General features: G+C 67.3%; 24 protein-coding genes. 20 read left to right on the forward strand and 4 right to left on the reverse strand.

The window, feature by feature from the left end; translation table 11 throughout:
- The 8 genes from SLQ31_RS22950 to SLQ31_RS22985 all read left to right on the forward strand — a co-directional run bounded on the left by SLQ31_RS22950 (position 1) and on the right by SLQ31_RS22985 (position 6031).
- The gene (locus SLQ31_RS22950) at positions 1–570 is read left to right on the forward strand and encodes a hypothetical protein (RefSeq protein WP_319436419.1); all 570 of its coding nucleotides are present in this window, start codon (positions 1–3) and stop codon (positions 568–570) included.
- A complete protein-coding gene (locus SLQ31_RS22955) occupies positions 567–1205 on the forward strand; it encodes a hypothetical protein (protein ID WP_319436420.1) in 639 nt (212 codons plus the stop codon). The genes SLQ31_RS22950 and SLQ31_RS22955 overlap by 4 nt, the downstream gene beginning before the upstream one ends.
- A gap of 44 nt (positions 1206–1249) precedes the next feature.
- Entirely contained in the window at positions 1250–2365 is a 1116-nt protein-coding gene (locus tag SLQ31_RS22960; RefSeq protein ID WP_319436421.1) for a 12-oxophytodienoate reductase, read from the forward strand.
- Between the two features lie 64 nt (positions 2366–2429).
- Entirely contained in the window at positions 2430–2789 is a 360-nt protein-coding gene (gene trxA / locus SLQ31_RS22965; RefSeq protein WP_319436422.1) for a thioredoxin, read from the forward strand.
- Positions 2780–3640: an enoyl-CoA hydratase gene (locus SLQ31_RS22970; RefSeq protein WP_319436631.1), complete on the forward strand. Its 861-nt coding sequence runs from the start codon at positions 2780–2782 to the stop codon at positions 3638–3640. Before trxA ends, SLQ31_RS22970 begins: the two co-directional genes overlap by 10 nt.
- An 18-nt stretch (positions 3641–3658) precedes the next feature.
- The gene (locus SLQ31_RS22975) at positions 3659–5287 is read left to right on the forward strand and encodes an ABC-F family ATP-binding cassette domain-containing protein (protein ID WP_319436423.1); all 1629 of its coding nucleotides are present in this window, start codon (positions 3659–3661) and stop codon (positions 5285–5287) included.
- A 96-nt stretch (positions 5288–5383) separates the two neighbouring features.
- Positions 5384–5572, forward strand: coding sequence for a helix-turn-helix domain-containing protein (locus SLQ31_RS22980; RefSeq protein WP_163750543.1), 189 nt, complete (start codon positions 5384–5386; stop codon positions 5570–5572).
- Positions 5573–5635: 63 nt separating this feature from the next.
- Positions 5636–6031, forward strand: a complete 396-nt coding sequence (locus SLQ31_RS22985) for an ester cyclase (protein ID WP_319436424.1) — start codon at positions 5636–5638, stop codon at positions 6029–6031.
- Between the two features lie 20 nt (positions 6032–6051).
- Here the strand turns inward: SLQ31_RS22985 and SLQ31_RS22990 are convergent, their stop codons facing one another.
- Complete coding sequence (locus SLQ31_RS22990; RefSeq protein WP_319436425.1) at positions 6052–6618, reverse strand: helix-turn-helix domain-containing protein; 567 nt, start codon at positions 6616–6618, stop codon at positions 6052–6054.
- A 6-nt stretch (positions 6619–6624) separates the two neighbouring features.
- Entirely contained in the window at positions 6625–9471 is a 2847-nt protein-coding gene (gene acnA / locus SLQ31_RS22995) for an aconitate hydratase AcnA (RefSeq protein WP_413642803.1), read from the reverse strand.
- A gap of 191 nt (positions 9472–9662) precedes the next feature.
- Between acnA and SLQ31_RS23000 the strand changes: the two genes are divergently transcribed.
- The 9 genes from SLQ31_RS23000 (at position 9663) to SLQ31_RS23040 (ending at position 18498) form a co-directional block, all read left to right on the forward strand.
- Entirely contained in the window at positions 9663–10226 is a 564-nt protein-coding gene (locus SLQ31_RS23000) for a DUF6676 family protein (protein ID WP_319436427.1), read from the forward strand.
- Between the two features lie 190 nt (positions 10227–10416).
- Positions 10417–11874, forward strand: a complete 1458-nt coding sequence (gene ripA, locus SLQ31_RS23005) for an NlpC/P60 family peptidoglycan endopeptidase RipA (protein WP_413642805.1) — start codon at positions 10417–10419, stop codon at positions 11872–11874.
- 13 nt (positions 11875–11887) lie between these two features.
- A complete protein-coding gene (gene ripB / locus SLQ31_RS23010) occupies positions 11888–12580 on the forward strand; it encodes an NlpC/P60 family peptidoglycan endopeptidase RipB (protein WP_413642807.1) in 693 nt (230 codons plus the stop codon).
- A 174-nt stretch (positions 12581–12754) separates the two neighbouring features.
- Entirely contained in the window at positions 12755–13873 is a 1119-nt protein-coding gene (locus tag SLQ31_RS23015; protein ID WP_319436428.1) for a MoxR family ATPase, read from the forward strand.
- On the forward strand, positions 13870–14814 hold the full coding sequence (locus SLQ31_RS23020; RefSeq protein WP_319436429.1) for a DUF58 domain-containing protein: 945 nt from the start codon (positions 13870–13872) through the stop codon (positions 14812–14814). Before SLQ31_RS23015 ends, SLQ31_RS23020 begins: the two co-directional genes overlap by 4 nt.
- Positions 14811–15818 (forward strand): VWA domain-containing protein, encoded by a 1008-nt coding sequence (locus tag SLQ31_RS23025; protein WP_319436430.1) that lies wholly within the window; start codon positions 14811–14813, stop codon positions 15816–15818. Before SLQ31_RS23020 ends, SLQ31_RS23025 begins: the two co-directional genes overlap by 4 nt.
- A gap of 52 nt (positions 15819–15870) precedes the next feature.
- On the forward strand, positions 15871–16620 hold the full coding sequence (gene fabG1 / locus SLQ31_RS23030; RefSeq protein WP_319436431.1) for a 3-oxoacyl-ACP reductase FabG1: 750 nt from the start codon (positions 15871–15873) through the stop codon (positions 16618–16620).
- Positions 16621–16635: 15 nt separating this feature from the next.
- Complete coding sequence (inhA, locus tag SLQ31_RS23035) at positions 16636–17445, forward strand: NADH-dependent enoyl-ACP reductase InhA (RefSeq protein WP_319436432.1); 810 nt, start codon at positions 16636–16638, stop codon at positions 17443–17445.
- A gap of 6 nt (positions 17446–17451) precedes the next feature.
- Positions 17452–18498: a ferrochelatase gene (locus SLQ31_RS23040; protein ID WP_319436433.1), complete on the forward strand. Its 1047-nt coding sequence runs from the start codon at positions 17452–17454 to the stop codon at positions 18496–18498.
- Here SLQ31_RS23040 and SLQ31_RS23045 read toward each other — a convergent pair.
- Entirely contained in the window at positions 18467–19327 is an 861-nt protein-coding gene (locus tag SLQ31_RS23045; protein WP_319436434.1) for a hypothetical protein, read from the reverse strand. The two genes, SLQ31_RS23040 and SLQ31_RS23045, sit on opposite strands and share 32 nt — an antisense overlap.
- Before the next feature lie 78 nt (positions 19328–19405).
- Here SLQ31_RS23045 and SLQ31_RS23050 point away from each other — a divergent pair, with 78 nt between their 5' ends.
- The 3 genes from SLQ31_RS23050 to SLQ31_RS23060 are packed head-to-tail and all read left to right on the forward strand — an operon-like array spanning position 19406 to position 21466.
- Positions 19406–19840, forward strand: a complete 435-nt coding sequence (locus SLQ31_RS23050; protein ID WP_319436435.1) for an NfeD family protein — start codon at positions 19406–19408, stop codon at positions 19838–19840.
- 12 nt (positions 19841–19852) lie between these two features.
- Positions 19853–21103: an SPFH domain-containing protein gene (locus tag SLQ31_RS23055; RefSeq protein WP_319436436.1), complete on the forward strand. Its 1251-nt coding sequence runs from the start codon at positions 19853–19855 to the stop codon at positions 21101–21103.
- 3 nt (positions 21104–21106) lie between these two features.
- Positions 21107–21466 carry a DoxX family protein gene (locus SLQ31_RS23060; RefSeq protein WP_319436437.1) on the forward strand — a complete coding sequence of 120 codons (360 nt, stop codon included), beginning with the start codon at positions 21107–21109 and terminating at the stop codon, positions 21464–21466.
- Here SLQ31_RS23060 and SLQ31_RS23065 read toward each other — a convergent pair.
- Entirely contained in the window at positions 21456–22169 is a 714-nt protein-coding gene (locus SLQ31_RS23065) for a TVP38/TMEM64 family protein (protein WP_319436438.1), read from the reverse strand. The two genes, SLQ31_RS23060 and SLQ31_RS23065, sit on opposite strands and share 11 nt — an antisense overlap.
- Positions 22170–22278: the final 109 nt, after the last annotated feature.

Below are 22278 nucleotides of genomic sequence, written 5' to 3' on the forward strand. Positions count from 1 at the left end.
ATGCTGACCGTCCCGGCCTTCGTGTGGCGGGGCGGTGCGTTCACCCGCGCGGTCATCGTCGGCCTCGGCACCGGGGTCTTCTTCGGCTTGCTGGCGTGGCTGGACTCGGGGCTCTGGTTCGCCGCACTGATCGTGCTGGCGATCATGACGGTGTCCTACAGCATCTGGTTGGGCCGCCGGATGGTTCGGTACTGGCCGGGAGCTTCGGCGTTGACCGGCGAGGAACGCGTGCGGGTCGCCGGAGTCACCCACTGGGGTGGGCGGATCGGCGATCCGGCGCTGGCGCAGCCGGTGGTCGACTTCGCCGACGGTATGCACAAGGCCGCGGAGGCCGGCCGCCCCTTTCGCTGGGTGTTGCCCCTGGCTCTCGCCGTCGGCATCGGGGCCGCGGTGTGGGACTCGGTGTTCGGGTCGACGCGCGACATGGTGGCGTCCCTGGTATATCTCGTGCTGATGGGCTTCGAATTGTTCTGGTGGCCGGGTCGGCGAGACCGATTGCTGGCCAACGCCGATCGCGCCAAAGAGCGGGCGCTGGGCCTGATCGACAGCACCCAGGGGAGGCCGGCGTGACCGCGCCGACCGCCGTCGTGGCGACCCGCCGCCAGTTGCACGGCATCGCCGAGAGTTTTATCGCCGGACCGCAGTACCGCGCGACGGGAACGATCCGGCTGGCGGTGCGCCTTGATGGCTTCAGCGCGACCACGCTGGCGATCGCCGTGCACGGGACCACACTGGTGTGGCCGGGCGGCAGCACCGCGCTGGCGGGTCCGGTCAGCACAGTGGCTCAGGCCAGCGGAATCGAAATCGGCCCGCCGGTCGGGGTGTACGACTCGGTCGCCGCACTAGACCCCGACACTTTCCTCGCGCTCGACGGCGACGCGGCAGACGTCATCTACCGGAGCCTGTACGCCGGCGGCTTCGCCATCAATGCTGTTCTCCCCGAAGGTCATCCGGTGTTGTGGCCCGAGCACCTCGACGTCGCGGCCAGTGCAGGCGAGGTCAACTACGGCGTCTCGGCAGGCGACGACTTCCATGAACTGCCCTACGCCTACGTCGGGCCGTGGGACTTCGCGACCGCGCCGCGCACCGGGCCGCTGTGGAACGCGCCGTTCGGCGCCGTGCACGGCCTCGACCTCGCCACCGACGTCGACGCGCTGGCCGCCGACGTCACCGGCTTCTTTCGCCGGGTTGAAGAAAAGCTGTAAGCCCCGCGGAAACAAGACAGCGCACAGCGGTGTTGGATAGCGGCATGGCCGACGACCGTGTGCAGGATCTGTTCACACCGCTGACCGTCGGATCGCTGACCGTGCACAACCGGTTCGCGATGGCCCCGATGACGCGGGCCGCTTCACCGGACGGCATCCCGGGATCGGACGTCGCCGCCTACTACGCCCGCCGGGCCGCGGGCGGCACCGGGCTCGTCATCACCGAGGGCATTCGCATCCCGCACCCGGCCGCCGGCTGGCCGGACCGCATCCCGAACCTTGACGGCGACGATGTGCTCGCCGGTTGGCGTGCGGTCACCGCGGCCGTCCACGCCGAGGGTGGCGCGATCGCCGCCCAGTTGTGGCATCAGGGCGCCGCACGCGGCGTGCACGACGGCGACGGCACCGACCAGGTGCCGGTCAGCCCGTCGGGAATCGACCTCGCGGGCAACACGATCGGGCGGGCACTGAGCCTCGAGGAGCTGCCCGAGCTGGCGAAGGCCTACGCGCTGGCCGCCGCCAACGCCAGGGCCGCCGGCTTCGATGCCGTCGAGATCCACGGCGCGCACGGCTATCTGCTGGACCAATTCCTCTGGGAGCACACCAATCTCCGCACCGACGCGTACGGCGGCTCGCTGGCGGCCCGCACCCGATTCCCGGCCGAGGTCGTGGCGGCAGTGCGGGCGGCCGTGGGTCCCGATTACCCGATCATCTTCCGGTTCTCGCAGTGGAAGATGAACCGCTACGACGCCCAGGTGGTCGGCAGCGCAGAAGAACTCGAGCGACTGCTGGCGCCGCTGGTCGAGGCTGGTGTGGACGTGTTGCACCCGTCGACGCGGCGGCACTACCTGCCCGGCTTCCCTGACGAGGACCCGCAATTGAGCCTGGCCGGCTGGACCAAGAAGATGACCGGCCTGCCCGTCATCGCCGTCGGGTCGGTGGGTCTGGAGACCGAGTTCAATCCCGGTGAGGGCGGCGGGTCGATCCCGCCGTCGTCCATCGACGGGTTGCTCGACCAGTTCGAGGCCGGCGAATTCGACATCGTCGCGATCGGCCGCGCACTGCTGGCCGATCCCGGCTGGGTGAACCGGGTTCGCGACGGGAAGCTCGACGAGTTCGGCGGTTTCGATGCGGCAAGCGCACTGGGCCGTTTGTATTAGTTCCGCCCCGTTTGTATTAGTTCGAACGGGGAACAGACAGTGAAAATCGGACGTTAGGACTGACGTGGCTACCCAAGACCTCACCGCGCAGAACTTCAACGACACCATCAGCGGCAACGACATCGTGCTGGTGGACTTCTGGGCGTCGTGGTGCGGACCGTGTCGGGCGTTCGCCCCGACGTTCAACGCGTCCTCGGAGAAGCACCCGGACGTCGTCTACGGCAAGGTCGACACCGAGGCCGAGCAGGAACTGGCGGCCGCCGCCGAGATCCGCTCCATCCCGACGCTGATGGCGTTCAAGAAGGGCAAGCTGGTCTTCAATCAGGCCGGTGCGCTGCCGCCGGCCGCGTTGGAGGACCTCATCTCCCAGGTCAAGGAGTTCGACGTCGACGCGGCAGCCGCGTCTCAGTCTCAATCCGAGTAGCGGGCCCCGCGGGTTACCGTGCAACGGTGATTCGTGACTCTGGTTTCGTCCTCGTCGAAAACCCGCAGGCCGGCGTCGCCCTGGTGACCCTGAACCGGCCTGAGCGGATGAACTCCATGGCGTTCGACGTCATGGTGCCGCTCAAGGAAGTGCTCACGGAGCTCAGCTACGACAACTCCGTGCGTGCGGTCGTGCTGACCGGCACCGGACGCGGCTTCTCCTCGGGCGCCGACCACAAGTCCGCCGGCTCGGTGCCGCACGTCGCGGGACTGACCCGGCCGTCGTTCGGGCTGCGGTCGATGGAGGTCCTCGATGATGTGATCCTCGCCATGCGGCGGCTGCACCAGCCGATCATCGCGGCGGTCAACGGCGCGGCCATCGGTGGCGGCCTGTGCCTGGCTCTGGCCGCCGACATTCGGGTGGCCGCCAGCGGCGCCTACTTCCGCGCCGCGGGGATCAACAATGGGCTGACCGCCAGTGAGCTGGGCCTGAGTTACCTGCTGCCACGGGCGATCGGATCGTCGCGGGCCTTCGAGATCATGCTGACCGGCCGCGACGTCGACGCACAGGAGGCCGAACGGATCGGCTTGGTGTCGCGGCAGGTGCCCGAAGAGGAGTTGTTGCCGGTCTGCTTCGAGATCGCCGCCCGCATCGCAGCGTTCTCCCGGCCCGGCACCGAGTTGACCAAGCGGACGCTATGGAGTGGACTGGACGCCGGTAGCCTGGAAGGACATATGCAGGCCGAAGGCCTCGGGCAACTCTATGTGCGCCTGCTCACCGCCAACTTCGAAGAGGCGGTTGCTGCGCGCGCTGAGAACCGCGACCCCGTCTTCACCGACGACAAGACGTAGAACGAAGGAGTAGCACGCGTGATCACCGCAACGGACCTCGAGGTCCGCGCCGGGGCGCGCACGCTGCTGTCCGCCGAAGGACCGGCGCTGCGGATCCAGCCCGGTGACCGGATCGGCCTCGTCGGGCGTAACGGCGCAGGCAAGACCACGACGATGCGGATCCTGGCGGGGGAGGGCGAGCCGTACTCGGGCTCGATCACCAGCACCGGTGAGATCGGCTACCTGCCACAGGATCCGCGCGAAGGTGACCTCGACATGCTGGCGCGCGACCGGGTGCTCTCGGCGCGCGGCCTCGACACGCTGCTGAGCGATCTGGAAAAGCAGCAGGCGTTGATGGCCGAGGTAGTCGACGAGGCCGCGCGCGACAAGGCGGTGCGGCGCTACGGCGTCCTCGAGGAGCGGTTCGCCGCGCTCGGCGGATACGCCGCCGAGAGCGAGGCCGGCCGCATCTGCGCGAGCCTCGGCCTGCCGGAACGGGTTCTGACCCAGCCGTTGCGGACGTTGTCCGGTGGGCAGCGCAGGCGCGTCGAGCTGTCCCGGATTCTGTTCGCCGCGTCCGATACGGGCTCGGGATCGGCAACGACGTTGTTGCTCGACGAGCCGACCAACCACCTCGACGCCGACTCCATCGGTTGGCTCCGCACCTTCCTGCAGAACCACACCGGTGGACTCGTGGTCATCAGCCACAACGTCGAACTCCTTGCCGATGTCGTCAACCGGGTGTGGTTCCTCGATGCGGTGCGCGGTGAGGCCGACATCTACAACATGGGTTGGCAGAAGTACCTCGACGCCCGTTCGACCGACGAGCAGCGCCGCCGCCGCGAGCGCGCGAACGCCGAGAAGAAGGCCTCCGCGCTGCGCACCCAGGCCGCCAAGATGGGTGCCAAAGCCACCAAAGCTGTTGCCGCACAAAACATGCTGCGCCGGGCCGAGCGTATGATCTCCGAGCTCGATGACGAGCGGGTTGCCGACAAGGTGGCCAAGATCAGGTTCCCCACTCCGGCGGTCTGCGGGCGCACGCCGTTGGTGGCCAAGGGGTTGACCAAGACCTACGGCTCGTTGGAGATTTTCACCGGCGTCGACCTGGCGATCGACAAGGGCTCGCGCGTCGTCGTGCTCGGTCTCAACGGTGCGGGCAAGACCACGCTGCTCCGGATCCTGGCGGGAGTGGAAAAGGCCGACGCCGGTGCCATCGAACCGGGGCACGGGCTCAAGCTGGGCTACTTCGCGCAGGAGCACGACACCATCGACGGCGACGCGTCGGTGTGGGACAACATCCGCCACGCCGCCCCAGACACCGGTGAGCAGGAGTTACGCAGCCTACTGGGCGCTTTCATGTTCAGCGGCCCCCAGCTCGACCAGCCGGCCGGCACCCTATCCGGCGGTGAGAAGACCCGCCTGGCTCTCGCGGGTCTGGTCGCGTCGACGGCCAACGTGCTGCTGCTCGACGAGCCGACCAACAACCTCGATCCCGCCTCGCGCGAACAGGTTCTCGACGCGCTGCGCAGTTACCTGGGTGCGGTGGTGCTGGTGACCCACGACCCGGGTGCCGCCGAAGCGCTCGACCCGCAACGGGTGGTGCTGCTTCCGGACGGCACCGAGGACTTCTGGTCCGACGAGTACCGGGACCTCATCGAGCTCGCCTGACAACTGGCATAAACCATTTCGGTGATTCCGGCCAATCCGCCGAGAAGCGCTCCTACTCTGTGGGATATCGGTGGCGATCGACCGGGGAGGGTCATCATGAGGAAGCCAAACGAAGCTCATGATCAATTGGTGAATAACCTGCGGAACGCCTACGAGGGGGGCGCGAGTATTCGCACCCTGGTGGCGTCGACGGGCCGCTCGTACGGCTCGATCCACGCGCTGTTGCGCGAGTCGGGGACCACGATGCGCAGCCGCGGTGGGCCCAATCACGTCACCCGTCGCTAGCTTTCGGGGCCCCGTCGCTAGCTTTTAGGGCACGTCGAATTGGTTTGCGAGACAATCGATGACATGGCACCGAACTTCGAGCAGCTCCGGTCTCTCTACCTCGACTACCTGGTGGCGTGCAATGATCATGATTTCGATCGCATGACCACGTTTTACGCCCCGACCCTCTACGTCAACGATGCGCCGATGGCCGCACACACCGTCACGGCGCAGTTCGCTCCACTGGTGGCTGCGTTTCCGGACTGGCGCTGGACCGTGCGCAACATGATCATCGATGCGTCGCACATCTCACTGAACTTCTCGGTGACGGGCACCCACCGAGGTGCCTTCGAGGGAATCGAACCGACCGGTCGTGAGGTGAGTATCTCGGAGTTCACCATCTACCGCGTCGAGGGCGACACGTTCACCCACGTGTGGGATCTCGCCGATTTCGCGTCACTCGCAGCGCAAATTAGCTAAACAGATCGGCTGGGCCACCGCTAGCGATCCGCGCGCACCGAATCCTCCACCAGATCCAGCACCGCCGAGAGTCGCTGGGGATCTTCGCCTGTCGCCAATCGTGCGACCAGCCCGTCGAGCACCAGATCCAGATAGCACTGCAATACGTCGCTGGCCACGTCGTCGCGCAGCCGACCGGCCTGCTTCTGCCTGCGCAGCCGGTCGCTGGTTGCCGCCGACAGTTCGGCTGAGCGCTCCATCCAACCCTGCTGGAACACCGGGTCGTTGCGCAGCTTGCGCGCGATCTCCAAACGTGTGGCGAGCCAATCGAATTGATCGGGCGCGGCCAGCATGTCCCGCATCACCTGGATGAGGCCCTGACTCGAGGCGACCTCGGCCATCCGCGCGGCGTCCTCGCGCGCCAGCGCGAAGAACAGCGTGTCCTTGTCGCGGAAGTGATGAAAGATCGCACCGCGCGACATACCGATGGTCTGCTCCAGGCGGCGCACGGTTGCTTTGTCGTAGCCGTACTCGGCAAAGCAGCGCCGTGCGCCGTCGAGGATCTGGCGACGGCGCGCGGCCAGATGATCCTCGCTGACCCGGGGCACGTCCGGCTAGCCGGCCCGCAGCATGTTGCGCAGCACGTACTGCAGGATGCCGCCGTTGCGGTAGTAGTCGGCTTCACCGGGGGTGTCGATGCGCACCACCGCGTCGAACTCGACTGTGCTTTCCACTGCGTCATCGGCTGTCTTGGTGGCCTTGACGTGAACGGTCTTCGGCGTCTTACCGCTATTGAGATCTTCGATACCGGTGATGTCGTAGACCTCGGTGCCGTCCAGTTTGAGCGACGCCGCCGATTCGCCAACGGGGAACTGCAGCGGGATCACGCCCATGCCGATCAGGTTGGACCGGTGGATGCGCTCGAAGGACTCGGTGATGACCGCGCGCACGCCCAGCAGGCTGGTGCCCTTGGCCGCCCAGTCCCGCGAGGAACCGGAACCGTACTCCTTGCCGCCCAGCACCACCAGCGGAATGTTCTGCGCCGCATAGTTTTGCGCGGCGTCGTAGATGAACGCCTGCGGCGAGTCGGCCTGGGTGAAGTCGCGGGTGTATCCACCGGAGACATCGTCGAGCAGCTGGTTCTTCAACCGGATGTTGGCGAAGGTCCCGCGGATCATCACCTCGTGGTTACCGCGGCGCGAGCCGTAGGAGTTGTAGTCCTTCTTGTCGACGCCGTTGGCCTCGAGGTACTCCGCCGCGGGCGTGCCCTGCTTGATGTTGCCTGCCGGGCTGATGTGGTCGGTGGTCACCGAGTCGCCAAGCAGCGCAAGAACTCTGGCGCCGGTGATGTCGGTGACCGGCTGCGGATCGGCCGGCATGCCGTCGAAGTACGGGGGCTTGCGCACGTACGTCGACTTCGGATCCCAGTCGAAGGTCTTACCCTCGGGCGTCGGCAGATTCCGCCAGCGCTCGTCACCCTTGAAGACATCGGCGTAGCTGTCGGTGAACATCTCCCGGTTGATCGACGACGCGATCACGTCGGAGATCTCCTTCGCCGACGGCCAGATGTCCTTGAGGAAGACGTCGTTGCCGTCGTGGTCCTGGCCAAGCGGCTCGGACTCGAAGTCGAAGTCCATGGTGCCGGCCAGGGCGTAGGCGATCACCAGCGGCGGTGAGGCCAGGTAGTTCATCTTCACGTCGGGGGAGATGCGGCCCTCGAAGTTGCGGTTGCCCGAGAGCACCGCGGTGACTGACAGGTCTTCTTCGTTGATGGCCTTGGAGATGGCGTCCGGCAGCGGGCCGGTGTTGCCGATGCAGGTGGTGCAGCCGTAGCCGACCAGGAAGAAGCCGAGCTTCTCCAGGTACGGCCAGACGCCCGCCTTGTTGTAGTAGTCGTTGACCACCTGCGAGCCCGGGGCCATCGACGTCTTGACCCACGGCTTGGAGGTGAGCCCCTTCTCGACGGCGTTGCGGGCCAGCAGTGCCGCACCGAGCATCACCGACGGGTTGGAGGTGTTGGTACATGAGGTGATCGCCGCGACGACGACCGCGCCGTGGTCGAGCACGAACTCGCCCTGCTCGTCCGAGCGCACCGTGACCGGCTTGGACGGCCTGCCTGCGGCGCCGTTGGCCGCCGAGTGCAGCGGCACGGCGTCATCGTCGGCGAAGGACAGCGAGACCGAATCACTGGCCGGGAAGGACTCGTCGACAGCTTCGTCGAGCTTGGTGCACTCCGCCGGCATGTTTTCTTCGACGTAGTTGTGGATGTCCTTGCGGAACGCATTCTTGGCGTCCGACAACTCGATTCGGTCCTGCGGACGCTTCGGGCCCGCGATCGACGGCACCACGGTCGAGAGGTCGAGCTCCATGTACTCGGAGAAGACGGGCTCTTTCTCCGGGTTGTGCCACATGCCCTGCGCCTTGGCGTACGCCTCGACCAGCGCCAGCTGCTCCTCGGAACGCCCGGTAAGGCGCAGGTAGTCGACGGTCACCTCGTCGATGGGGAAGATCGCTGCGGTGGAGCCGAATTCGGGGCTCATGTTGCCCAGCGTGGCGCGGTTGGCCAGCGGCACCTCGGCAACGCCCTTGCCGTAGAACTCGACGAACTTGCCGACCACACCGTGCTTGCGCAGCATGTCGGTGACGGTGAGGACCACGTCGGTGGCGGTCACGCCGGGCTTGATCTCGCCGGTCAGCTTGAAGCCGACAACGCGGGGGATGAGCATCGAGACGGGCTGGCCCAGCATGGCGGCCTCGGCCTCGATACCGCCGACACCCCAGCCCAGCACGCCGAGGCCGTTGACCATCGTGGTGTGGCTGTCGGTGCCCACACAGGTGTCCGGGTACGCAACGCCGTTGCGGACAAAGGTGACCTGCGCCAGGTATTCGATATTGACCTGGTGCACGATGCCGGTGCCCGGGGGGACGACCTTGAAGTCGTCGAAGGCGCCCTGGCCCCAGCGCAGGAACTGGTAGCGCTCGCCGTTGCGGCCGTATTCGATCTCGACGTTCTTCTCGAAGGCGCCCGCGTTACCGAAGACGTCGACGATCACGGAGTGGTCGATGACGAGCTCGGCGGGGGCCAGCGGGTTGACCTTGTCGGCGTCGCCGCCGAGATCGCCGACGGCCTCGCGCATGGTGGCCAGGTCCACGATGCACGGCACGCCGGTGAAGTCCTGCATGACGACGCGGGCCGGGGTGAACTGGATCTCGATGCTCGGCTCAGCCGAGGGATCCCAGTTGGCGATCGCGTCAATGTGGTCTTTGGTGATGTTGGCGCCGTCTTCGGTGCGCAACAGGTTCTCGGCCAGCACCTTGAGGCTGTAGGGCAGTTTCTCGGTGCCGGGCACCGCATCGAGGCGGTAGATCTGGTAGCTGTTGTCGCCGACCTCGAGGGTGTCGCGCGCTCCAAACGAATTCAGTGAATCATTGCTGCTCACATCAACTCCCGGCGTTGTCATCGATGCCGACGGGCTGTGTCGGCATCCGTCTCCAATACTAACAGTACGGTTGTCCTGCTAAGCGGGCGGATCGGTGTCCGAGCCTGGCCAACGGTCCTGGGTCTCAGTCTTGTCTTCCTCGGCGCCCAGTCTTCTCCTCCTCGGCGCGGGGTGCCACCCCGGATCAGGGCCGCGAGGTACCGTTTCGGATCGTGACGATTCTGCATGCGCCGACCTTCATCCCGGTGGAGGTGTGTAGCAGCGTGGGACTGACCCCGTCGACGCCGGTCGATCAGTGCCTGGCGGCCGTCAAGGCCGACCTCGCCAACGACGGCGTCGCCGCCCCGGCCGCCGATGTCGCCGGTCTGCAGAAGGTGGTGGCCGCGGCCCAGCAGCACGGCGTCGATCTCAAGGTCGTGGTCATGGCTGACAGCCCGCCGATCGACACGCCCCTTCGCGATATCGCCACCGAGATCGGTTCCGCCAACCCCGGTGCCACGGTGTTGGTGCTCAGTCCGGGCTGGGCCGGCACCTACAGCACCACCTACGACCGCGTACTGCTCGAGGCGGGCCAGGATGTGGCCAAGACGGCGCCCAATCCGGTGGTCGGCACACAGGCCTTTGTCGATCAGTTGCAAACTCCCGACTTTCCCTGGATCGGATTAACGATCACGCTTGTGTTCGGAGTGGCTGTGGCGGCCGTTTTGACCCGATTACTGCAGCTTCGGGCCAGGCGCTCGCAAAATACCCGCACACCGTCTGAACAGGCAAAATAGCCCTACCTGGCAAATCGATAAGATTACTTTTCGGCAACATCCCGTAAATGACAAACTTGTAATTCTTGCCGGAAGTTTCCTCTGCGACAAATGTGACGTACGGTGCAGTTGTCGCCATTGTTATAGATGTGACTGATGTGACATCTGTTACTGGCGTGACTGCACGTGGAGCAGAGGAGACCAGGGTCAGATGAGACGTTCCCATCGCGCCTCGCTTGTCCGGCCGGCCATCCGCATCGTCAAGCCGATGTGTCCGTTGGCACTCAGCGTCGCCATGACGCTGACGATGCCCGGACTGGCCCACGCCGAGCCCGGGGTCGGCCCCAATACGATCGCCGGGCTGATCGCCGATGTCGCCGACGCCAACCAGCGGCTGCAGGACGTCGGCGCCAAGGTGCAGGCCGAGCAGGAAAGCGTCAACAAGGCACTCGTCGACGTCCAGTCCGCCCGGGATGCGGCGGTTGCCGCCCAAGAGCAGGTCGACGTCAGCGCGGCGGGAGTCAACGACGCCAACGCCGCAATTGCCGACGCACAGAAGCGATTCGACGAGTTCGCGGTGGCGGCCTATATGAACGGGCCGTCGGCGTCGCTGTTGATGGCGTCGACTCCCGAGGACATCATCTCCACCGCGTCGGCCAACCAAGCGCTGGCGCTCAGCTCCGAACAGGTGATGACCGACCTCCAGCGGGCCCGCACCGAGCAGGTCAACAAGGCATCCGCGGCGCGACTGGCGAAGGAGAAGGCCGACCAGGCCGTCGCCGATGCCGAATCCAGTCAGCAGACCGCGGTCTCGGCGCTGACCCAAGCGCAGCAGACGTTCGGCGACCAGCAGGCCGAGATCAACCGGCTGGCAGCTGAGCGCAAGACGGCCCAGGAGAAACTCGACGCCGCCCGTCAGTGGTCGGCGCCGGCGAATTCGCCTGCCGCCGTGCCGCAATCGGTGGCGACCGGCCCGGCGACCCCGGGGGATCGCTGGGACCCGGCCGCGCCCGGCTCGGCCAAGGCGCCTGACGCGGGCAAGGTTCCGCCCTACGGCAGCGCCTCGGAATGGGACACCACGCTGCCGATGGTGCCCAGCGCCTTCGTCTCCGGCGACCCGATCCAGATCATCAACGCCGTGCTGCAGATCTCGGGGTCTTCGCTCAACGCGACCAAGCAGATGGGCAAGACCTTCCTGCAGAAGCTGGGCATCCTGAAGCCCGACGACACCGGGATCACCAACGGCGCAATTCCGTACGTGTACGGCGCGCAGGCCTCGGAGTACGTCATCAAACGCGCCATGTCGCAGATGGGTGTGCCGTACTCCTGGGGTGGCGGGACCGCCACCGGCCCCAGCAACGGCATCGACAGCGGCGCAGGCACGGTCGGGTTCGACTGCTCCGGGCTGATCCTCTACGCGTTCGCCGGCGTCGGCATCAAGCTGCCGCACTACTCGGGTTCGCAATACAACATGGGCCGCAAGATCCCGTCGTCCCAGATGCGCCGCGGCGACGTCATCTACTACGGCCCCGGCGGCAGCCAGCACGTGACCCTCTACCTGGGCCAGGGCCAGATGCTCGAGGCTCCCTACACCGGCTCGACCGTGAAGATCTCGCCGGTGCGTACCAGCGGCATGACACCGTTCGTCATCCGCTTCATCGAATACTGACGGAGTTGCTCCCATGTCTCGCAATGCTTCTCGACGGCTCTTCGTCGGGACGGTCCTGACGGCACTGACGCTGGCAATGGGTTTTGCCAGTCCGGCGAATGCCGATCCGGGCGAGTGGGATCCGACGCTGCCCAAGCTGCTGAGCGCGGGTGCCCCCGGTGATCCGGTCGCCATGGCCAACGCCTCGCTGCAAGTCACCGCGCAGGCCACGCAGGCGACCATGGACCTGGGTCGCAAATTCCTTGCCGGCTTGGGTTTCGGCGGCGGCTCACCGTCCGCGCTGCCCGGTAGCCGGGTCCGCGGACCGCAGGCCATCGAATACGTCATCGCCCGGGGCGCCTCCCAGCAGGGGGTGCCCTATTCGTGGGGTGGCGGCGCGATCAACGGACCCAGCGCCGGCGTGGAAGAGGACGCAGGCAAGGTCGGCTATGACTGCTCGGGCTTCACCCGCTACGCCTTCGCGGGCGTGGGTGTGCAGATTCCCAAGTACTCCGGCGACCAGTACAACGCCGGTCGGCACATCCCGCCGTCACAGGCCAAGCGCGGCGATCTGATCTTCTACGGGCCGGGCGGGAAGCAGCACGTCACCATTTATCTGGGCAACGGGCAGATGCTCGAGGCGTCGTCGGCGGCCGGTCACGTGACCGTCAGCCCGGTCCGGACCGCGGGCATGACGCCCTACCTGACGCGCATCATCGAGACCTAGGCTTCGTCCAATTGTCTCGCTCCTCCTCCTCGCTTCGCGTCGGCATCGGTCGACTCGACGGCCGCCCGTCGACGCGCCAGCGAACGGGGCACGTCGACGGATCCCAGAACGCCTGGAATAGTTGTGTGCGGGTACCGAGGTGCCCGATACAACCAACAGCTGTGGAGGAAGTCGATGACGTCACCAGGTGGGTCGCCCGCAGGCCCCGGAGCGTTTGCCGGACCGGCCGGAGCCCCGGCCGCCCCGTCGTCCGGCGGTAACGGCCTGGCCAGCGATCTGAACACCCTGGAACGGGCGGTCTTCGAGGTCAAGCGCATCATCGTCGGTCAGGACCTGCTCGTCGAGCGCATCCTGGTCGGGCTGCTGGCCAAGGGCCACGTGCTGCTCGAAGGTGTCCCCGGCGTCGCCAAGACGCTGGCGGTGGAGACCTTCGCCAAGGTGGTCGGCGGCACGTTCGCCCGCATCCAGTTCACCCCCGACCTGGTGCCCACCGACATCATCGGTACCCGCATCTACCGGCAGGGCCGCGAGGAGTTCGACATCGAACTCGGGCCCGTCGTCGTGAACTTCCTGCTGGCCGACGAGATCAACCGCGCGCCGGCAAAGGTGCAGTCGGCTCTGCTGGAGGTCATGGCCGAGCGCAAGATCTCCATCGGCGGCAAGACCTACGAGCTGCCCAAGCCGTTCCTGGTGATGGCGACCCAGAACCCGATCGAGAACGAGGGCGTCTACCCGCTGCCGGAAGCCCAGCGCGACCGCTTCCTGTTCAAGATCAACGTGGACTACCCGTCGCCCGAGGAAGAGCGCGAGATCATCTACCGGATGGGTGTCACCCCGCCGGAGCCCAAGCAGATCCTCGAGACCGGCGACCTGCTGCGACTGCAGAACGTCGCCGCCAACAACTTCGTCCACCACGCACTGGTGGACTACGTGGTCCGGGTCGTCACCGCGACCCGCCGGCCCGAGCAGTTCGGCCTCAACGACGTCAAGTCCTGGGTGGCGTTCGGCGCCTCCCCGCGCGCGTCGCTCGGCATCATCGCCGCCTCCCGCGCCCTGGCGCTGGTGCGTGGCCGCGACTACGTCATCCCGCAGGACGTCATCGACGTGATCCCCGACGTGCTGCGCCACCGCCTGGTGCTGACCTACGACGCGCTCGCCGATGACATCAAGGCCGAGACGGTGATCAACCGGATCCTGCAGACGGTTGCGATGCCTCAGGTCAATGCCGTTCCGCAGCAAGGACATTCCGTGCCGCCGGTGGTTCCCGCCGGGGCGGGTGCCAACGGTCGGTGAGCGACTCGGGAACCATCCACCCGCCGTCGTTCCAACGCGGTGAGATCGCTGACGCCAAGCTCTCGGCGGCGCTGCGCACCCTTGAGCTGACGATCAAGCGCAAGCTCGACGGGGTCCTGCACGGTGACCATCTCGGCCTGATTCCCGGGCCCGGCTCCGAGCCAGGCGATTCGCGCATCTACCAACCGGGCGACGACGTACGCCGGATGGATTGGTCGGTCACCGCGCGCACGCAGGTGCCGCACGTGCGGCAGATGATCGCCGACCGCGAGCTGGAGACGTGGCTGGTGGTCGACATGTCGGCCAGCCTCGACTTCGGCACCACCGGCTGCGAGAAGCGAGACTTGGCGGTGGCCGCGGCGGCGGCGATCACCTACCTGAACAGCGGCGGCGGCAACCGCCTCGGCGCGATCATCGCCAACGGCGACCAGATTACCCGCGTCCCGGCGCTGTCCGGCCGCAACCACGAGCAGACGATGCTGCGGACCATCGCCACCATGCCGAAGGCGCCGCCCGGAGTGCGCGGAGATCTGTCCGCCGCGATCGACGCCCTGCGCCGGCCCGAGCGCCGCCGCGGCATGGCGGTGGTGATCAGTGACTTCCTCGGCCCGATCACCTGGATGCGTCAGCTGCGCGCGATCGCCGCCCGCCACGAAGTCCTCGGCATCGAGGTCCTCGACCCGCGCGACGTCGAACTGCCCCCGGTCGGTGACGTGGTCCTGCAGGACACCGAGTCCGGGGCCACCCGCGAGTTCACCATCGACGAGCAGCTGCGCGACGACTTCGCCCGGGCCGCCACGGTGCACCGTGAGGAGGTGGCGCGCACCTTCCGCCGCTGCGGCGCGCCGATGATGACCCTGCGCACCGACCGCGACTGGATCGCCGACATCGTGCGGTTCGTCGCGTCCCGTCGACGCGGCGCCATGGCGGGCCGCCAATGACTTTCCCGTTGCTCGGGCCGATGACGCTATCCGGCTTCGAACATCCGTGGTTCTTTCTTTTCCTGCTCGTCATTGCCGGACTGGTCGGCCTCTACGTCGTCGTCCAGTACGCCAGGCAGAAGCGGATCCTGCGCTTCGCCAACATGGAACTGCTGGAAAGCGTTGCGCCCAAACGGCCCACCCGGTGGCGGCACCTGTCGGCCATCCTGCTGATCGCCTCGCTGGTGTTGCTCACCATCGCGATGGCAGGACCGACCCACGATGTGCGTATCCCGCGCAACCGCGCCGTGGTGATGCTGACCATCGACGTCTCGCAGTCGATGCGCGCCACCGACGTCGAGCCCAGCCGGCTGGCCGCCGCGCAGGAGGCCGCCAAGCAGTTCGCCGACCAGCTCACCCCTGGCATCAACCTGGGCCTGATCGCCTATGCCGGCACGGCCACCGTGCTGGTGTCGCCGACCACCAACCGCGAGGCCACCAAGAACGCGATCGACAAGCTGCAACTGGCCGACCGCACGGCGACCGGCGAGGCGATCTTCACCTCGCTGCAAGCCATCGCGACCGTCGGCGCCGTCATCGGTGGCGGCGACACCCCGCCGCCGGCCCGCATCGTGCTGATGTCCGACGGCAAGGAAACCGTGCCGTCCAACCCGGACAACCCGAAGGGCGCGTTCACCGCCGCCCGCACGGCCAAGGATCAGGGCGTGCCGATCTCCACGGTGTCGTTCGGCACGCCGTACGGCTATGTCGAGATCAACGACCAGCGCCAGCCCGTCCCGGTCGACGACGAGATGCTCAAGAAGATCGCCGAACTCTCCGGCGGCAACGCCTACACCGCGTCGAGCCTGGAGCAGCTCAAGGAGGTCTTCACCTCGCTGCAGGACCAGATCGGCTACGAGACCATCAAGGGTGAGGCCAGCACCGGCTGGCTGCGGCTGGGCGCGCTGGTACTGGCCGTCGCCGCACTCGCCGCGCTGCTGGTCAACCGTCGCCTGCCGGGCTGACGCGCTCGTGTCGATTTCGGCGCGAGGAACCGCAGGCACTAAGTTGGCGTGAATGAGTGAAACTGCCACTAACAGTCCAGTCGGGAAGCCGGCGTTTGTCTCCCGTTCTGTACTGGTCACCGGCGGAAACCGGGGCATCGGCCTGGCGATCGCGCAGCGGCTGGCCGCCGATGGCCACAAGGTCGCGGTCACCCACCGCGGTTCCGGTGCACCCGAGGGGCTGTTCGGCGTCGTGTGTGACGTCACCGACAGCGCGGCCGTCGATCGCGCCTTCACCGAGGTCGAGGAGCACCAGGGCCCGGTCGAGGTGCTGGTGTCCAATGCCGGCATCTCCCAGGACGCGTTCATGATCCGGATGACCGAGGAGCGCTTCGAAAGCGTCATCAACGCCAACCTGACGGGTGCGTTCCGGGTGGCCCAGCGGGCCTCGCGGAGCATGCAGCGCAAGCGGTTCGGCCGGATCATCTTCATCGGATCGGTCTCGGGGATGTGGGGCATCGGCAATCAGTCGAACTACGCCGCCGCCAAGGCCGGCCTGATCGGTATGGCGCGGTCGATCTCCCGCGAGATGTCGAAGGCCGGCGTCACCGCCAACGTCGTCGCCCCGGGCTACATCGACACCGAGATGACCCGCGCGCTCGACGAGCGGATCCAGGAGGGTGCGCTCGATTTCATCCCCGCCAAGCGGGTAGGGACGGCCGAGGAGGTCGCCGGAGCGGTCAGCTTCCTGGCGTCCGAGGATGCCGGCTACATCGCCGGGGCGGTCATCCCCGTCGACGGCGGCATGGGTATGGGCCACTAAGAGATAAGGACTGATATGACAGGGATTCTCGAAGGCAAACGCATCCTCGTCACGGGGATCATCACCGACTCGTCGATCGCGTTCCACATCGCGAAGGTGGCCCAGGAAGCGGGCGCCGAACTGGTGCTCACCGGCTTCGACCGGATGAAACTGATCCAGCGCATCGCCGACCGGTTGCCCAAGCCGGCACCGCTGCTGGAGCTCGACGTGCAGAACGAGGAGCACCTCTCGACGCTGGCCGAGCGCGTCACCGCCGAGATCGGCGAGGGCAACAAGCTCGATGGCGTGGTGCACTCGATCGGATTCATGCCGCAGACCGGCATGGGCATCAACCCGTTCTTCGACGCACCCTATGAGGACGTCGCCAAGGGCATCCACATCTCGGCGTTCTCGTACGCCTCGCTGGCCAAGGCCGTGCTGCCCGTGATGAACTCCGGCGGCGGCATCGTCGGCATGGACTTCGACCCGACGCGCGCGATGCCGGCCTACAACTGGATGACGGTGGCCAAGAGCGCACTCGAATCGGTCAACCGGTTCGTCGCCCGTGAAGCCGGCCAGTTCGGGGTTCGCTCGAATCTCGTTGCCGCGGGCCCGATCCGGACCCTGGCGATGAGCGCCATCGTCGGTGGCGCACTCGGTGAAGAAGCCGGCGCCCAGATGAAGCTGCTCGAAGAGGGCTGGGATCAGCGTGCGCCGCTGGGCTGGAACATGAAGGACCCCACGCCGGTCGCCAAGACGGTGTGCGCCCTGCTGTCGGACTGGCTGCCGGCCACCACCGGCACCATCATCTTCGCCGACGGCGGCGCCAGCACGCAGTTGCTGTAGCCCACCATGTTTGATGCGCTGCTGGTCCTGTCGTTCGGCGGACCGGAGGGCCCCGAACAGGTGATGCCGTTCCTGGAGAACGTCACTCGCGGTCGGGGGATCCCGCCCGAGCGCCTGGCCGCGGTCGCGGAGCACTACCTCCATTTCGGCGGGGTGTCTCCGATCAACGCCATCAACCGCGCCCTGATCGACGAGATCCGCGCCGAACTCGCCGAGCGTGGTGAGCAGCTGCCGGTGTACTTCGGCAACCGCAACTGGCATCCGCTCGTCGAAGACACCGTTGCCGCAATGGCTTCCGACGGCGTGCGCCGTGCCGCGGTGTTCGCCACCTCGGCATGGGGCGGCTATTCCGGCTGCGCGCAGTACCAGGAGGACATCGCCCGCGCTCGTGACGCCGTCGGCGACGGCGCCCCGGAACTGGTGAAGCTGCGGCAGTTCTTCGATCATCCGCTCCTGGTGGCGATGTTCGCCGACGCCGTCGCGGATGCCGCCGCGACGCTACCGGACTCGCTGCGCGCCAATGCCAGGCTGGTGTTCACCGCCCACTCGATACCGCTACGCGCCGCCGACCGCTGCGGACCGGATCTCTATGCCCGTCAGGTCCGTTACGCGGCGGCTCTGGTGGCGGCCGCCGCCGGCTACCCGGACTACGACGTGGTCTGGCAGTCCCGGTCCGGACCACCGCAGGTGCCGTGGTTGGAACCCGATGTCGGAGAGCATCTCTCGGCGCTGGCCGCATCGGGTACAGAGGCCGTGTTGGTCTGCCCGGTGGGGTTCGTCTCCGACCACATCGAGGTGGTCTGGGACCTGGACAACGAATTGCGTCAGCAGGCCGATGACCTTGGGATCGCGTTGGCGCGCGCGTCGACGCCCAACGCGCAGCGCCGCTTCGCGCAGTTGGTCCTCGACCTTGTCGATGAGGCGCGCGATGGCAGCGAACCCATGAGAGTGGTTGGCGCCCAGCCGGTTCCGGGCTACGGCGCCAGCATCGACGGCCGGTTCTGCACGCCCGCGTGTGCGGTCAGTGCCAGGCCGAGTGCAGGATCGCGGTAACCGCGGCGATCCGCGCCGAGCGCACGATCGATGCCAGCGGCCGCAGCGCGTCGTTGGCGATCTGCGCCTCCGATGCGCTCTGGGTGCCGATCGGCATCAATCCCGAACTGACGGTGATGATCGCGTCGACGTGCGCGGCGTTCTCCAGCACCCGAAGCGCCCGCGTCGGAGCATGATCGGGGGCGCGGTGGTGCCTTCCGGTTTCCAGCACCTGCTCGACGAGCCCGCGTGGGTCGTCGATACTGCCGGCGGCACCGAGCTGCAGCGCGCCCAGCGCGTCGGCGGCCGATCGCACCGCTGACCGCAAGGTGTACTCGGCCTCGCCGAGATCGAGGTGGTCGACCACCGGAGCCGCAGGCAGTGAGTACACGGTCCACGACAGCGCGCACAGCTCGGGAACCCGGTCGCAGTCGGGCAGCTCGTCGTCGACATCGTCGTACTCGAAATCAGGGACCAGGCCGATGGTGTCGCCGGTCGGGCTGGTGACGATGATCGCCTCACCGGAAGCCAGTGCGTCACGCTGGAACTGGGTGCCCGCCGCCAGGCCGCGCACGTCGCCGGGCACCGGCAGCGCGACGCTGATCGCCGGGGGCCTGGAATCGATCGAACGGCCGGCGACGGTCCGCAGTGTCTGCAACAGCGACACCGCACCCGCATCGTCGACATCCGGCCACGGCAGGCCGGTATGACCAGCCGCAACCGAATCGTAGGCGGTCACCGAATGCGTTGGTGCCCAAGCCGATAGCGCGTCAAGGACGTCGTCGGGCGCGGCTTGGCCGGCGAGCCAGGCATTGGCCCACAGGGACAGGGAAACACTCGGGCACCACATGATGCTCGCAGTGTAGTGGTTCCACCTTGAACCGGCTTTCCACAACCACCCCGAGGTTTGCCGCGATACCCTGAACGCATGCCCGCGGCACTGATCTGGCTAGTGTTCGCCCTGGGCCTTGCCGGTGCCGAGGCGCTGACGGGCGATATGTTCCTGCTGATGCTGTCCGGTGGCGCACTGGCCGCCGCCGGGTCGAGCTGGCTGCTGGACTTGCCGGTCTGGGCCGACGGTGCGGTGTTCCTGGTGGTTTCGGTGCTGCTCCTGTTGGTGGTGCGCCCCGCGCTGCGCCGCAAATTCACCGCGGGTGCGGGGCTGCTCGAACCGGTCAAGGCACTGGAGGGCAAGAACGCCCTGGTGCTCGACCGGGTGGCACAGCATGAAGGCCAGGTGAAGCTCGACGGCGAAGTCTGGACGGCGCGCCCCTTGAACGACGACGATGTCTACGAGCCGGGCGACCACGTCACCGTCATGCACATCGACGGTGCGACCGCGGTCGTCTGGAAGAACGGGTAAGGAGAACCCTTCATGGACGGTGCAGTAGCCGGTCTAGTCCTACTGGCGGTGCTGGTGATCTTCGCGATCATCGTCGTCGCCAAGTCCGTCGCCCTGATCCCACAGGCCGAGGCGGCCGTCATCGAGCGGCTCGGGCGCTACAGCAAGACCGTCTCCGGTCAGCTGACCCTGCTGGTTCCGTTCGTGGACAGGGTCCGTGCCCGGGTCGACCTGCGCGAGCGGGTGGTGTCCTTTCCGCCGCAGCCGGTGATCACCGAGGACAACCTGACCGTCAACATCGACACCGTGGTGTATTTCCAGGTCACCAACCCGCAGGCGGCGGTCTACCAGATCAGCAACTACATCGTCGGCGTCGAGCAGCTGACCACCACCACGCTGCGCAACGTGGTCGGTGGCATGACCCTTGAGCAGACGCTGACCAGCCGTGACCAGATCAACGGCCAGCTTCGCGGCGTACTCGACGAGGCCACCGGCCGCTGGGGCCTTCGGGTGGCCCGCGTCGAGCTGCGCAGCATCGACCCGCCGCCGTCCATCCAGGACTCGATGGAAAAGCAGATGCGCGCCGACCGTGAGAAGCGCGCGATGATCCTGACCGCCGAGGGCAGCCGGGAGGCCGCGATCAAGCAGGCCGAGGGCCAGAAACAAGCCCAGATCCTGTCCGCCGAGGGCGCCAAGCAGGCCGCGATCCTGGCTGCGGAGGCCGACCGGCAATCCCGGATCCTGCGGGCTCAGGGCGAGCGCGCCGCCTCCTACCTCCAGGCGCAGGGCCAGGCGAAGGCGATCGAGAAGACGTTCGCCGCCATCAAGGCGGGCCGGCCCACCCCGGAGATGCTGGCCTACCAGTACCTGCAGACGCTGCCGCTGATGGCCAAGGGTGAGGCCAACAAGGTGTGGTTGGTTCCCAGCGACTTCGGTTCGGCGCTGCAGGGATTCACCAAGATGCTCGGCGCGCCCGGTGACGACGGCGTGTTCCGGTACACGCCGTCACCGGTGGAGGAGAACCTGGCCAAGGCCGACGACGACTCCGAAGAGGTCGCCGACTGGTTCGACACCAAGACCGACCCCGCGATCGCGCAGGCCGTGGCGAGGGCCGAGGCCGAGGCCCGCACCTCGGTACCTCCGGTCGGCGCGGCCCCGGTGCCGCCGCCCCAGGAGGCCATTGCGCCGCCGCAGCGTTCCTATCCGCCGCTGTCCGAGCAGCAAGCGCCGCCGGCTGACCCGCAATACGCGCCAGGGCCGCCGCGGCACGGCGCCGGCCAGTAGTTCATGGGTGCCCTGACCTCGCCGCGTACCTACACGGCGCTGGCCGCGTTCCAGGCGTTCGACACCGTTGCGTGCGGGATCCCGGTGGCCTACATCGAGCGGTCGCTCGACACTCTCGAGGTGCCGCAGCGACTTCGGCCGGTGCTCCCGACGGTCAAGGCAATGTCGGTGATCGGCCTGCTCGCGGCCCGTCGTTTTCCGGCGCTGGCGCGGCTGACCACCTTCATGCTGACGGTGTACTTCGTCCTCGCCGTCGGTGCGCATCTGCGGGTGCGGGACTCCGTGGCCAGCACGGTGCCGGCGACGGTCTTGCTGGCGTTGTATGCGGCGATGACCGTGCAGGGGCCGTCGGTCAGCCGCTGATCGTGTCGTGGTGGCGCCGATGCGCGCGCACCTCGTACACCAGCCCGGCCACACCGACGGCCGCAGTGCACACCGACACCAGTATCAGCAACGGGCTGATGTTGCCGGTCAGTGCGTCGCCGAGGAACACCACCGCGGCGGTCCCCGGAATCAGCCCGGCCAGCGTCGCCCACAAATACGGCAGCGGGCGCACAGCCGAGGCGCCGGCGGCGTAGTTGAGCACCGAGAACGGGACGGCGGGAATCATCCGCAGCGAGAAGATCGCCTGCCAGCCGCGGGCGCGCAGCCGGGCGTCCACCGATTCCACCGCGGGATGGCTGACCAGCTTGCTGAGCTGCCAGCCCAGCGCCCGCACCAGCAGCAACGCGATCAGCGCGCTCACGGTGCTCGCGACCACGGCGATCAGCACCCCCAGGCCGGGACCGAACAACAGGCCGGCCGCCAGGGTGAATGCGGTGCGGGGGAACGGAAACACGGTGACGACGATGTGCGCGCCCAAGAAGGCCAACGGGAACCACGCCCCGAGCGACGTCGCCCAATCCCGCAGCTGCAGGGCCGTTGGGAGCGGCACCAGCAGCACGACTGCGACGAGAATCACAGTGGCGATTGCGGTGACGGCAATGCGGGTCCGGGACACCTGGCGGGCTGTTGAGACCACCGCTGAGCTCACGCTGCGCAGTGTGCTGCGGGTCTTGGAGGTCACATCTACCAAGATTACGGGCCCGCCTACTCGGCGGCGTGACGCATGAGGCCATCATTTAGCCTGATGGTCTGATGGCGCGCCCCGGAAGGGGCGCCCACTTGCTGCGACA

It is taken from the genome of Mycobacterium sp. RTGN5 (assembly GCF_033804465.1).
Lineage (GTDB): Bacteria > Actinomycetota > Actinomycetes > Mycobacteriales > Mycobacteriaceae > Mycobacterium.